Below are 13776 nucleotides of genomic sequence, written 5' to 3' on the forward strand. Positions count from 1 at the left end.
TATGTCAAATATTTATGATAGTGCAAATGCACTTAGTCGTGGACTACGCGAATTGCCTGAATACAAGGCAGTTAAGGAAGCTAGAGATGCCATCCAAGCAGATGCAGAAGCTAGCAAAATTTTTGCAGATTATATTGCTTTTCAGCATGAAATCCAAATCATGGCACAAACTGGTCAAATTCCAGACGCTTCTTTTCAAGAAAAAATGGAAAGCTTTGGTAAACAGATTCAAGGCAACTCTCTCTTGTCAGAATTCTTTGCCAAACAGCAACAACTTTCTATCTACCTTTCTGATATTGAAAAAATTGTATTTGAACCAATTTCAGAACTTTTAAAATAAGAATTTACCTCATAAAGTCAGGAATTTTTAAGAAATTTCTGACTTTTTATGATAAAATAAGAAAAAGTATTGTCAGTATGAGGACCACTATGAAATTAAAAACAAACATTAAGCACTTAAATGGTAGTATTCGGGTACCAGGAGATAAGTCCATCAGTCATCGCTCGATTATTTTTGGAAGCTTAGCTGAGGGTGAGACTAAGGTTTATGATATCTTGCGTGGTGAAGATGTCCTATCAACTATGCAAGTTTTTCGTGACCTCGGCGTTGATATTGAGGACAAAGACGGTGTCGTGACCATTCAAGGTGTTGGGCTGAATGGATTGAAAGCCCAACAGAATGCTCTTGATATGGGGAATTCTGGGACCTCTATTCGTTTAATTTCAGGCGTCCTTGCTGGTGCAGACTTTGAAGTAGAGATGTTTGGAGATGATAGTCTTTCCAAACGCCCTATGGACCGTGTAACTCTTCCTTTGAAAAAAATGGGAGTTAGCATTTCAGGTCAAACAGAGCGAGACTTGCCACCTTTGCACTTAAAAGGTACAAAAAACTTAAAACCTATTCAATATGAATTGCCAATTGCCTCTGCTCAGGTCAAGTCTGCCTTGATTTTTGCGGCTTTACAGGCTCAGGGTCAGTCTGTCATCATTGAGAAGGAGTGCACTCGTAATCATACAGAAGATATGCTGCGTCAATTTGGCGGAGACTTGAGTGTCGATGGTAAGAAAATCACAGTCCAAGGGCCACAAAAACTAAGTGGGCAAACGGTTGTCGTACCTGGTGACATTTCCAGTGCAGCCTTTTGGTTAGTTGCAGGTTTGATTGTTCCAAATTCTCGAGTGGTGCTTAAGAATGTTGGTATTAATGAAACACGTACAGGTATCATCGATGTTATCCGTGCTATGGGTGGGAAACTAGAACTTACTGATATTGATCCAATTGCCAAGTCTGCAACCTTGACTGTTGAAACTTCAGATTTGAAGGGAACAGAGATTGGTGGAGCTTTGATTCCACGCTTAATTGATGAATTGCCGATTATTGCGCTCCTTGCTACCCAAGCTCAGGGGAAAACGGTTATCAAAGATGCTGAAGAACTTAAAGTCAAAGAGACGGACCGCATTCAAGTTGTCGCAGATGCTTTAAATAGCATGGGGGCAACTATCACTCCTACAGCAGACGGAATGATAATCAAAGGGAAATCTGTCCTCCATGGAGCCAGAGTCAACACCTTTGGAGACCACCGTATCGGTATGATGACAGCCATTGCAGCTCTCTTAGTTGCAGATGGAGAAGTCGAATTGGACCGTGCAGAAGCTATCAATACTAGCTATCCAAGCTTCTTTGATGATTTGGAGACCTTGATCCATGGCTAAGGTTTTACTAGGTTTTATGGGTGCAGGAAAATCTACTATTGCTAGAGGATTAGATCCTGACTTTGTAGACATGGATGCCTTGCTTGAAGACCGACTGGGGATGCCAATTGCTCGTTTCTTTGAAGAAAAAGGAGAAGCAGCCTTCCGTCAGATAGAAGAAGAAGTTTTGGCTGACCTACTAAAAATGAACCAAGTCGTGTCTACTGGTGGTGGAGTGGTCATTTCTCAGAAAAATCGTGCCTTGCTCAAACAAAATCCAGAGAATATCTACCTAAAAGCGGATTTTGAGACCCTTTACCAGCGAATTTCAGCCGATAAGGACAATCAACGCCCGCTATTTCTAAACAATAGCAAGGAAGATTTAGCTGCAATTTTTAATGAAAGACAGGCTTGGTATGAGGAAGTGGCTAGTAAAGTTATCGATGTGTCCAAGCTAATCCCAGAGGAAATTATTGAGGAATTGATATGAAAATTGCCTATCTAGGTCCCAAAGGATCTTTTTCGCACCATGTTGTGCAGACGGCTTTTCCACATGAGGAACTAGAGCCTTTTTCAAATATTACAGATGTTATCAAGGCCTATGAACAGGGATTGGTAGACTATTCAGTAGTGCCGGTTGAAAATTCCATTGAAGGTAGTGTCCATGAGACTTTGGACTATCTTTTCCATCAGGCTCGCATTCAAGCTGTGGCAGAGATTGTTCAGCCAATCCACCAACAGTTGATGGCAGTGCCAGGGCAATCTAAAATTGAGAAAATCTTTTCTCACCCACAAGCATTGGCACAAGGGAAGAAATTTATTGACGAGCATTATCCAGATGCGCAACTAGAAGTCACTGCCAGTACAGCCTACGCTGCGCGCTATGTTTCTGAGCATCCTGATCAACCATTTGCGGCGATTGCCCCAAGAAGTTCTGCAGAGGAATATGGTTTAGAACTCATCGCTCAAGATATTCAAGAAATGGAAGCCAATTTTACTCGTTTTTGGGTTTTGGGACCTAAATTACCACAAATCCCCTTGAATGCAGGTTCTGAAAAGATGAGTCTAGCTTTGACCTTGCCAGATAATCTTCCAGGTGCATTATACAAAGCACTTTCTACCTTTGCATGGCGCGGGATTGACTTGACTAAAATTGAGAGTCGTCCTCTAAAAACAGCCTTGGGCGAATACTTTTTTATCATTGATGTCGCTTATACTGATAAAGAACTGATCCATTTTGCTCAAAAAGAACTAGAAACGATTGGAATCCAGTATAAAGTACTAGGTGCTTATCCTATCTATACAATACAGGATAAAGGAAAGGAGAAGGAATGACTAGAGAGAATCCTTTGACACACCATGAAAAACTGAGATATGACTATCTTTTGAAAAATATTCATTATTTGAATGAGAAAGAAAAGAGAGAATTTGACTTTTTACATGCTAAGTTAGAAGGTCAAAAAGATTCAGAGGAAGTTTTCAATCCAGAAGCCAAAGAACAACTTCTTTCAGACTCTGGTATCGACCTGCCAACCTATGCTAATCGTAGCCGTTCTAGCCGCCGTAGTGGTGGGGCTCAACTGGAAACAAAGGTTCCAAAAGCTAAGAAGCCAAAGAAAAAAAGAGGTTTTCGTTTTAAACGCTTATTTGCTTGGTTAGGGATGTTATTGCTTTGTGTAGCAGTTGGAATGATCGTCATGTTCTTAAAGGGATTCCAATCGGCGAATCCTAATAGCTCAAATGGGCCCAAAGATGCCAAAGCTGCTCAGGTTGAGGTTTTTAATGGACAGGATACCCGAGATGGTGTTAATATTCTTATTTTGGGAACAGATGGCCGTATCGGACAGAATAGTTCAGAAACACGGACGGATTCTGTCATGGTTCTGAATGTTAGTGGTAAAGATAAGAAGCTTAAGCTGGTTAGTTTTATGCGGGACAACCTAGTTTATATCGATGGATATAGCCAAGTTATTAACGGTCAAAAACAAGCAGACCATAAGTTGAACTTAGCCTACGAATTAGGGGAACAAGAAGGTAAACAAGGAGCCGAAATGGTCCGAAAGGTGCTCAAGGATAATTTTGATCTAGACATCAAATATTATGCCCTTGTCGATTTCCAAGCCTTTGCGACAGCCATTGATACGCTTTTCCCTGATGGTGTGACTATTGATGCTCAGTTTTCAACTCTAAATGGGGTTCCAGTTACAGAAGCGACTGTAGGAGATGACTTGCACGCAACGGAAACTGAGTCACCGACTCAAACTATTCGAGCTGGGAAACAACAGATGAATGGTTCGACTCTTCTCAACTATGCACGTTTCCGTGATGATGATGAGGGGGACTATGGCCGTACTCGTCGACAACAGCAGGTCATGACAGCTGTCTTGCAGCAGATTAAAGATCCGACAAAACTTTTCACGGGCTCAGAAGCACTAGGAAAAGTATTTGCCATGACCTCTACAAACCTTCCATATACTTTCTTATTGACCAATGGCTTATCAGTCCTTGAAGGAGGTCAGAATGGTATTGAAAGATTGACAGTTCCAGAACTTGGAGACTGGGTAGACGACTTTGACGTATACGGTGGTCAATCCCTTCGAGTGGACCAAAAAGCTTACCAAAATAAACTGGCCCAGATGGGATTTAGGTAAACTGAAAAAAACGAATCAGAGCTTGGTATACCTATGGCAACAGGTGTCTCGGGCTTTGATTTTTAACATGGTTAGATGGTTTTATAAACGTTTTTTATGGTATAATAGAATGATGTATTCTATCAGGAGAGGAAGAGAATAAGATGAGTGATTTAAAGGCAATTCAAACTCGTAGCTTAGAGATGGCTGAATATTTTGTCGCCTTTTGTAAAGAACACGATTTACTCTGTTATTTGTGTGGTGGAGGAGCTATTGGAGCTCTACGAAATAAAGGTTTTATTCCTTGGGATGATGATTTAGACTTCTTTATGCCTCGCAAGGATTATGAAAAATTAGCAGAGCTATGGCCTCGTTATGCGGATAAGCGTTACTTCCTATCAAAAAGTGATAGAGACTTTGTTGACCGCAACCTCTTTATCACTATTCGAGACAAGTCAACAACTTGCATCAAGCCTTACCAACAAGATTTGGACCTCCCACATGGCTTGGCTCTGGATGTTCTTCCCTTGGATTATTTTTCCAAACATCAGATTTTTGCTCTAATAAAAAAGAGAATAAGTTGGAAATTTTCATTAAACTATAAGCACGTATATGAGGAGGTACTAAGATGAGTAGAAATTTTTTTGAAAAATTAAGATTAATTTCTATAAGAGATATTATTTCGCTTATATTTATTTTTCCTATAGCCTATGTTATTTCTCTTTTCTTTAGACGCAAGAATAAGAATCTAATACTAATATGTGAAAGTGAAAAAGAAGCTAGAGATAATGGCTATTGGTTGTTTAAATATATTAGAGAAAATCACCCAGAGGAAAATGTAATATATGTTATTGATTTGAAATCTCCTGATGCTCAAAAAGTCAAAGAGTTAGGAGAATGTATACAGTATTGGTCTTTGAGACACTGGATTTATTATTTAAGTGCAGGAGTAAATGTAAGTACACAAAAAGCGGGAAACCCTAATGCAGCTGTTTTTAATCTTATGGAAGTATATTTAGGATTAAAAACCAATAAAGTATTTTTACAACATGGAATAACAGTTTCAGATGCTAAATGGCTATATTATGAAAATACAAAGATGCGTGGCTTTATATGTGGAGCAGAACAAGAGTGCAAGGAAATAGAGGAAAAGTTTGGTTATCCTAGTGGGTATGTAAAATATTTAGGTTTTCCTAGATTTGACAACCTCCATAATAACATTGTAAAAAATAATCAAATTCTTGTAATGCCTACATGGAGAGAATGGTTAAACCTAAATACTAAAGCTAGAACTAGCTTTAATGAAGGCAGTATTTTTACAGAAAGTGAATATTTTAAAAAATGGAATGAGTTTTTATTAAGTAAGGACCTAAAAACTTTTTTAGAAGAAAATGACTTAACGTTAATTTTTTATCCGCATAGAAATATGCAAAATAATTTACAAGAATTTCAAACTTCTTCGGATAATATCATATTGGCAGATTGGAAAAAATATGATATACAAGAATTATTAAAAGAGTCAGCTTTTTTAATTACAGATTATTCAAGTGTATTTATGGACTTTGCTTATATGAGAAAGCCAGTTTTGTTTTATCAATTTGATTATAAAAAATTTAGGGAGGGTCAGTACGAAGAAGGATACTATGATTATAAAGATGGCTTCGGAAAATCAATAGATACCCTAGATGAATTAATATCAGATATTCAAAAACAATTTAATAATAAGTGGATCCTGGAAGATAGATACAAAGAAAAAATTGAAAAGTTTTTTAGAATATACGATGACAGAAATTCTAAAAGAGTATATAGATTTATAAAAGAGATAATAGGAAAAAAAGAATGAAATTAACAATAGGCATACCAGTATATAACGGAGAAAAATATATATCTCGTTGTATAGATTCTATACTCAAAGAGTATGAGAAAGCAAAAGAAAACATAAAGTTAGAATTATTAATAGTAAATGATGGTTCAAAAGATAATAGTAAAACAATATTAAAAGAGTATAGTGAAAAAATATCCCAGATAAAAGTAATAACACAAACCAATTCAGGTTTAGCTCATGTAAGAAGAGTAATTCTAGAAGAAGCTAGTGGAGATTATCTATGGTTTGTTGATGTAGATGATGAGATAGATGAAGGGGCAATAGAATTTATAGCTAATCAAAAACTAGAAGAAGTAAATATATTTGATTATCGAGTAGGATATGAGAATAGTAAACTAGAGACTATAAGTATGGGAATACAAGAAAATACGATACTTATTCCTAATACAGAAAAGAAACTTTTTACTCTTCCAAATGCTGTTTGGCATTATATATATGATTTAGAATTTTTAAGAAAAACTAAAGTAACCTTTAAAAGTGGCTATTTATATGAAGATTTTGAGTTTATGTCAAGACTATGGCCCAATGTAAGTAAAGCAAAATACTTTAATTTTAGCATATACAAATATTATTTAACAGAAGGTTCTATTATGCGTGGTGGCACTGCTATAAATAAAATAAGAGACATAGAAGCTATGTTGAGTAGTGTTGAAGAATACTATGCAGAAAATTATCCAGGAGAATTTAAAGAAGAGTTAGAATATTTTAACTGGTACCATATTTTATACGGAGGATATGCAAATATCTTAAGAATAGATGAAACATCTCCTCTATTAGATGAATATCTAAAAAAAGTTAAAATTAAATATCCAAATTGGATAAAAAATAAATATTTAAAGAGTCAACCTTTAAAGAGAAAAATACTAATGTATTTGATAAAATATAATCAAAGAAAAATAGTGAAAAAACTTTTGAAATAGGTGAGATATGGGTAAAAAGAAAGTCTTGTTTATAACCTGGTCTTTTAGTATGGGGGGCGGAGCTGAAAAAATTTTGGAAAATATTTCCAAAGGATTAAGCGACGAATACGATATTGATATTTTAGAGATAAATCATCATGGTGCTGTAGGGAGTGATGATGAAAATATTAATGTATTAGAACCTGTATTCAAAAATTTAGAAAATGCTAGTCTTTTTAAAAACATTAAATGGAAGTTGTTCTTGTTCTTTCCAAAATTTTTTAGAAATAGAATAACTCGAAAAAAATACGATTATGAGATTGCTTTTAATTATCTTTATCCAGTTTATTTACTTAATGATGATGTGAAAACAATATCGTGGAATCATGGAACAATTTATAATTTGCAAAATCATAAAATATCTAGAATTAGACAAGGTAAAAAACTAAGATCAGTTAACAAAATAATAGCTATTTCAGAAAAAACAGAAGAATCCATCAAAGAAATTTATCCTGAGTATAAGAAAAAAATAGAACTAGTATATAATGGATATGATTTTAATGATATCAATGCTAAATCTCTTGAAAATGCGGAAATTAAATTTGAAGAGGATAGTCTTATCTATATAGGACGAATCGAAGAATCAAAAGGCATAAAGAGACTGTTAGAAGTTTTTAAGAATGTGGTTGAAAGGATTCCCAATAAAAAATTATATCTATTAGGCAAAGGCGATTTAGAGGAATACGTTAATAAATTTATACTTGATAATCAATTAGAGAACAATGTTTTTATGTTGGGCTATGTTAAAAACCCGTATCCATACATAAAAAAATCTTCTTATGTCATTTTATTATCAGAAGCAGAGGGCTTTCCTACTGTTTTAGTCGAAAGTTTAGCTTTGGGAAAGGGATTCATTAGTACACCTGTAGGGGGAACAAATGAACTATATAATTCTCAAAAATGTGGCTTTGTTTCAGACAACAATGAAGAAATCACCAATTATATTGTAGAAGAACTTAGTAAAAATAAGGAAAATAGAATAATTAAGTCGGAAGTGTGTAGAGAACACGTAGATAAATTTTCCTTAGATAAACAAGTTGCTAGTATAAAAAAAATCATTAAAGAATTATAGGATGATAAAAATATGGATAAAATCATAGTTCCTATGAGTTATATGGGAAGTGGATCTTCTGCTGTGACAGATTTATTAAAAGAATATGAAGGAATAAACACAAAAAATTCAGACTTTGAGTATGTATTCTTATATGCACCCGATGGATTATTTGATTTAGAATATAAATTACTATATAATAATAATGCTATAAGAAGCGATGAAGCCATAAAGAATTTTAGAAAACTCATGGAAAAGTTGTATCATTATGATGGTTGGGGAATAGCTGATTATAAAGATAAAATATCGCATAACTTCATGAATGTGGTAGAATCTTATTTGGATTCTATAATAACTAGTAAATATCAGGGGATTTGGTATTATCATCAAAAACCTTCAAAAATTGCCTGGCTTATGAGAGTTATAAAGAGAATTATCTTTAAAAAGACAACAAAGCCAAAACAAGTGCAATTAGAAATGAGTATGGTAGCGTCGGATGATTTCTATGAAAAAAGTAGAAAATTTATTTTGAATGTAATAAAAGAAATTTCGGATAAAGAAGAGTATATAGTCCTAGATCAGCTTTTATTGCCCCATAATCTTAATATAATTGATAATTATAAAATTGAAGAGTTATTTCCAATAATAATTTCTAGAGATCCTCGGGATGTATTTATAATGAATAAATACTTTTGGAAGCCAAGAAATCAAGAGGTGCCATATCCAACCGATGTTAAGGAATTTTGTAATTATTACAAAATGATGAGAGAAAATGAGAAAAAAACAAATACTTTAGCATTACGATTAAATTTTGAGGATTTGGTTTTGAATTATGAGGAAACAAAACAAGATATAGAAAATTTCATCGGTATAGATTCTGTCCATCATAAAGCAAAGTTTGAGTATTTCAACCCAGCTATTTCTGTGAATAATTTACAAGTTTACAATAGAGATGATAAATACAGGGAGGAAGTAGAAATGATAGAGTTAGAATTATCAGAGTACCTATATAATTTTAAGAAACGTATTGTTTCTACTGGGGATGTTTTTTAATTACTGTGTAGAGGAATGAGGTGAGTATTTGATATTAGATTGGAAAAGAGTGTATTATCTAATTACGCTATTTAGCTATGTTATAACTATTTTTTTGGGTATTGCATATATATATAACAATTCGATTATTACGTTATTGATAACTTTAGTTATGCTTATTATAAGTAGTATCCTATACTGTTTTAACAATATAAAGTATTATATAATCCACCTTATTTTTTACATTACAATTTTTCTATTTTTAGTGTCTAGACCAACCATAGATTATTTCAAGCAGGGGTTGATAAATACTTATCAGGAAGATGTCTATAGATTTTCATTTTTGGCTGTTATTGTTTCTATTATTGGATTAACAATAGGAGGTTTATTAATTTCTAAAAAAGAAAACAATAAAAAAGAGGGCTATAAAACTCAAAAATCTATATTATTTATAAATAGTATAAGAAAAGTATCTCTAGCAGTATTTCTAGTTTCATATCCGTTCTATTTAATTAGGTTAATCGAACGGCTAATGTATAGAGTAAATGTATCATATTATGAGTATTATGCAGATTTCAAAAGCGAGCTACCTTATTTTACCTATACATTATCAACGTTTGTAGTTTATGCCATGTGTATCTATTTAGCTACTAAGCCCAACAAACGTCATTCAACAATAGTGTTAGGTATGTTTGTCGTTGGAAATGTGATTAATCTTTTAATAGGAACTAGAAATCCATTTGTATTAAGTTTGATATTTTCTTTTATTTATTATTTTATGAGAAATCAAACAGAAAAAGGGATATGGATAGGTGTAAAAGAAAAAGCTATGTTCTATATAGGTGCTCCTATCATGATGCTTGTTATGGGATTTTTGAATTATGCCCGTGATGGAGCAGGGATTGGGAATATGAGTATTTCTGAACTTTTTTTAGATTTTATCTATAAACAAGGAACTAGCTTTGGTGTTTTAGCAAGGGGATACTTATATGGAAGTAATTTACCAATAAAAGAGTTTAGAAATTATACATTTAGTCCTATAATTGAGTATATCACTAGAGGGAATTTAGGTATTTTATTTGGTGGAACTCCCTTTACTAGTGCTAATAATAGTCTAGAATTAGCTCTTGAAAGTGACAGATACGCTCACAATATTTCGTATATTGTTTTGAAACAGGATTATTTGGCAGGTCATGGCATAGGTGGAAGCTATATAATGGAAATGTATACTGATTATGGAATGCTTGGACTATTTCTGTTGAGTATTCTAATGGGAATAGGTTTCATATTTATGATAAAATCAGCTTATAAATCTGGAGTACTATTATTCGGTATTACGTTATTAATTTTAAATAATCTATTCTTTATGCCGAGAGGAGGCTTTACAGAGAGCTTCTTTAATTTAGTTACATTGCAATATTGGGGAATTATTTTTGTTATCTTTTTTGTAGCAACCCTAATAGAAAGAAAATTAAAATACACAGTTGATAATAAAGGAGATGTATAATGTTTGATAATTATTCGATTGCAGATTTATTTGCAAATATTTATAAGAGAAGAGTATTAAATCTGGTTTCACTAATAGTTTTATTTCTTTGTTTAGCTATTCCATACTCATATAAAGTACTTACAACAAAGTCTGTTGTAAAGGATGCTAGTAATTATTCTAGTTATCTTTCGTATAAAATCATAGCGCCAGAAGATGAAACTAAAACTCCTAATAGTAACACAATTGGAGGATATAGTGATTTCTATGGACGTTTGATTCAAGCCAATTTAAATGGAGCTTATTTGTTCAATGACCAATCAGAATCAGATATGAAAAAAATTGCGTCAGAATTACTGACATCTGAGGTTACACTTAAAAACTCAAATTTTGATTTTTGGAACAAAAAGATAGAAGTAAATTCCTTATTAAATAATGCGGGAATTACAGTAAAAATATTAACACCAAGTAAATTGGCGAATGATATTATTGAACAGAAATTGGATTATTTGATTGATAAATATAAACAGACATACTCTGGGGTCACAATTGAAAAATTGGAGACAGTTTATTCAAAAGAACTTGAAAAAAATGACATAGAATCTGGAGTAAATAAAGTTACTTTATTCATTCGTGTGATTATACTCGGAATTGGAGCTCTGTTTTTAGTAATATTTGTTAACGTAGCAGCGTATATTTTTAATCCAACTATTAATAGAGCTGGAGATTATGAAAAATATGGTGTAGATTTTGTAGTGAAATTAGATAATGTAGCTAATTTTAAAGATGTTATACAATATAAGAATGGAAATAAGAACTTATTAGTGATAGCAACGAATAAAAATGTTTTTGATAAATTTTCTAAGCAATATGCTAAAGCCTTACCAGAAAATATTGTCATTGGAAATTTAAATAACATTAAGTCTGTACTAGATTCTGACAACATTTTATTTGTAGAAGAGTATGGTATAACTAGATATAAAAACTTTGAAGAAAATCTTCAAGTTGTTAAAAATTTAAATAAGAATCTACTAGGTGTAGCTACGTATAGCTTGTAGATTATGTCAATTTTGAAGGACAGTATGACATTATATTAGAGTATAGACTCTTTTGCCACTGTAATGAGTCGAAGAAAAGTTACCAACTGGATAGGAAAATCCTTGCCTTCTCCAGTTGAACATACAACAAGTTTTCTAGACATATGTATCTCCCTTCTACTTTAGTGTAAAAGACTTTATAAATTCTGTCTCGTCTAGTATAACCTATTCAATTTTAAGATTTTATCCTAAAAAGCTAGAATATGATATAATACGGGAGAGCATTTTACAGTTAAGAAAGGAAGTGTAATGAAAAATATAAAAGTCAATGCTTTGGCTAGCTTGCTAGTTAATATTCTTAATATCGTCTTTCCGCTGATAACTAATCCTTATTTGACGCGGATTCTAAGTAAATCTAACTACGGATATTTTAATACTGCTAATACATGGGCCAGCTTTGTTATTCCACTCGCTGCCTTTGGAATATACAATTATGGGATTCGAGCTATCAGTAAGGTTAAGGATGATAAGAATAAGATCAATTATGTCTTTTCTAAGTTATTCTATATCTCTGTTTTTACTTCTCTCTTTACTACTGGTATCTACTTCACCTTCATCTTCTTGGATACTAGTATTGAGAATCTTAAAGTTCTCTACTATATCTTAGGTACACAAGCGCTATTTCAATTTCTCAATATTGAGTGGATGAATGAAGCCTATGAAAATTATTCCTTCATACTTTACAAGACGTTGATTATTAGAATTACTATGCTAGTTACCATCTTCACCTTTGTAAAAACAGCGGATGATATTGTTCCATATGCAATTGTCATGAGTGCAACAACTGTACTGAATTATTTACTTAGTTTTCTTTGGATCAAGAGAGAAGTTTCCTTTGTCAAGATTGGCTTCCTTGAGTTAGTAAAAGCATCTAAACCACTCTTGACCATGCTGCTATTAGCAAATTCCAGCATGCTCTATACTTTGCTTGATAGGTTGTTCATCACCAAGGGACCTGATGAAAACTACGTTTCTTATTATACCATCGCTTCCAACATTGTCATGTTGATTGCCGGTGTTCTGGGTGGAGCTATTAACGTAAGTGTCCCGCGTCTAGGATATTATCTTGGAAAAAAAGATTACAATTCTTATAAGAGCCTTGTAAATCAAGCAGCATCATTATTTTATTTCCTTACAATTCCAACTAGTATTGGAATCATGATTTTAGGTAAGTATGCAACGGTTATCTATTCATCTGAGAAGTATCTTGAAGCTGGTATCGTTACTAGCCTATTCGCTTTTAGGAGCATTATATGGGCAATCGAGTTGATTCTTGGTAGACAAATTATATTCATTAATGATCACGAAAATCGGTTAACTGCTTTTTACTTTATTGGTGGTGGGATCAATATTTTATTTAACTGTCTCTTATATTTCAATAATATTTTCTTACCAGAATATTACATCAGTACTACTATTATTGCAGAAATTATCGTAGTACTACTAGAAATTTATTTTATCAAGAAACATAAATTGCATGATTTGAAAGAAATTTTCTTGACTCTAATACGTTACATTATTGTCTCACTTGGATTTATTCCTATTTATTTAGTTTTTAAAACGCTTTTCCAAGTTGACTCCTTTACGGTAAATCTTAATATGATATTCATGGTTCTATCGACAGTTGTCTCTTGTGGTGTTTATTATTTCGTTATTCTTTTTATAACAAATGATAAAACATTACACTATGCACTTAATCTCGCACTGGCTAAAATTAAAAGATCAACTCACCTATCATGATTGTTATTAACTCAATTCATTCAATACTCTTTTCAACCATTCATCAAGTCTATCAAGGCTTTAAGAATTAAATAAGAGGCTCTTTGTCAACTGTAGTGGGTTGAATAAAAGCTAACATCTGGAGAGGACAATCGTTGTCCTCTCCATTTTTATATTCAGAGCGATGAAAATTCGTTTCTTAAAGTTGTCAAAGTTCCTAAAACC

The 13776-nt window shown here is 33.1% G+C and carries 12 protein-coding genes and 1 pseudogene; all 13 read left to right on the forward strand.

Features of this window, described 5'->3' with window-relative positions; all coding sequences use genetic code 11:
• The first annotated feature begins 1 nt into the window (after window position 1).
• Window positions 2-340, forward strand: a complete 339-nt coding sequence (locus tag QM867_RS07105; RefSeq protein WP_036757185.1) for a YlbF/YmcA family competence regulator — start codon at window positions 2-4, stop codon at window positions 338-340.
• 89 nt (window positions 341-429) lie between these two features.
• On the forward strand, window positions 430-1713 hold the full coding sequence (aroA, locus tag QM867_RS07110) for a 3-phosphoshikimate 1-carboxyvinyltransferase (protein ID WP_153224949.1): 1284 nt from the start codon (window positions 430-432) through the stop codon (window positions 1711-1713).
• Entirely contained in the window at window positions 1706-2182 is a 477-nt protein-coding gene (locus QM867_RS07115) for a shikimate kinase (protein WP_153224950.1), read from the forward strand. Before aroA ends, QM867_RS07115 begins: the two co-directional genes overlap by 8 nt.
• Window positions 2179-3027: a prephenate dehydratase gene (gene pheA / locus QM867_RS07120; RefSeq protein WP_153224951.1), complete on the forward strand. Its 849-nt coding sequence runs from the start codon at window positions 2179-2181 to the stop codon at window positions 3025-3027. Before QM867_RS07115 ends, pheA begins: the two co-directional genes overlap by 4 nt.
• Entirely contained in the window at window positions 3024-4343 is a 1320-nt protein-coding gene (locus QM867_RS07125) for an LCP family protein (protein ID WP_414315429.1), read from the forward strand. The genes pheA and QM867_RS07125 overlap by 4 nt, the downstream gene beginning before the upstream one ends.
• Window positions 4344-4486: 143 nt before the next feature.
• Window positions 4487-4906 (forward strand): annotated as a pseudogene (locus QM867_RS07130) (LicD family protein); the annotation flags it as partial.
• Between the two features lie 44 nt (window positions 4907-4950).
• Complete coding sequence (locus QM867_RS07135; RefSeq protein ID WP_414315430.1) at window positions 4951-6165, forward strand: CDP-glycerol glycerophosphotransferase family protein; 1215 nt, start codon at window positions 4951-4953, stop codon at window positions 6163-6165.
• The gene (locus QM867_RS07140) at window positions 6162-7127 is read left to right on the forward strand and encodes a glycosyltransferase (RefSeq protein ID WP_414315431.1); all 966 of its coding nucleotides are present in this window, start codon (window positions 6162-6164) and stop codon (window positions 7125-7127) included. The genes QM867_RS07135 and QM867_RS07140 overlap by 4 nt, the downstream gene beginning before the upstream one ends.
• Before the next feature lie 7 nt (window positions 7128-7134).
• Window positions 7135-8238 carry a glycosyltransferase gene (locus QM867_RS07145; RefSeq protein ID WP_315639436.1) on the forward strand — a complete coding sequence of 368 codons (1104 nt, stop codon included), beginning with the start codon at window positions 7135-7137 and terminating at the stop codon, window positions 8236-8238.
• Between the two features lie 12 nt (window positions 8239-8250).
• Window positions 8251-9270 carry a sulfotransferase gene (locus QM867_RS07150; protein WP_248035317.1) on the forward strand — a complete coding sequence of 340 codons (1020 nt, stop codon included), beginning with the start codon at window positions 8251-8253 and terminating at the stop codon, window positions 9268-9270.
• 31 nt (window positions 9271-9301) lie between these two features.
• Window positions 9302-10756, forward strand: a complete 1455-nt coding sequence (locus QM867_RS07155; RefSeq protein WP_248035380.1) for an O-antigen polysaccharide polymerase Wzy family protein — start codon at window positions 9302-9304, stop codon at window positions 10754-10756.
• A complete protein-coding gene (locus tag QM867_RS07160) occupies window positions 10756-11793 on the forward strand; it encodes a prephenate dehydratase (RefSeq protein ID WP_248035315.1) in 1038 nt (345 codons plus the stop codon). The genes QM867_RS07155 and QM867_RS07160 overlap by 1 nt, the downstream gene beginning before the upstream one ends.
• Before the next feature lie 288 nt (window positions 11794-12081).
• Window positions 12082-13572, forward strand: a complete 1491-nt coding sequence (locus QM867_RS07165; protein ID WP_414315432.1) for an oligosaccharide flippase family protein — start codon at window positions 12082-12084, stop codon at window positions 13570-13572.
• Window positions 13573-13776 lie beyond the last annotated feature (204 nt).

Origin of the sequence: Streptococcus infantis (genome assembly GCF_047463635.1) — a bacterium.
GTDB lineage: Bacteria > Bacillota > Bacilli > Lactobacillales > Streptococcaceae > Streptococcus > Streptococcus infantis_W.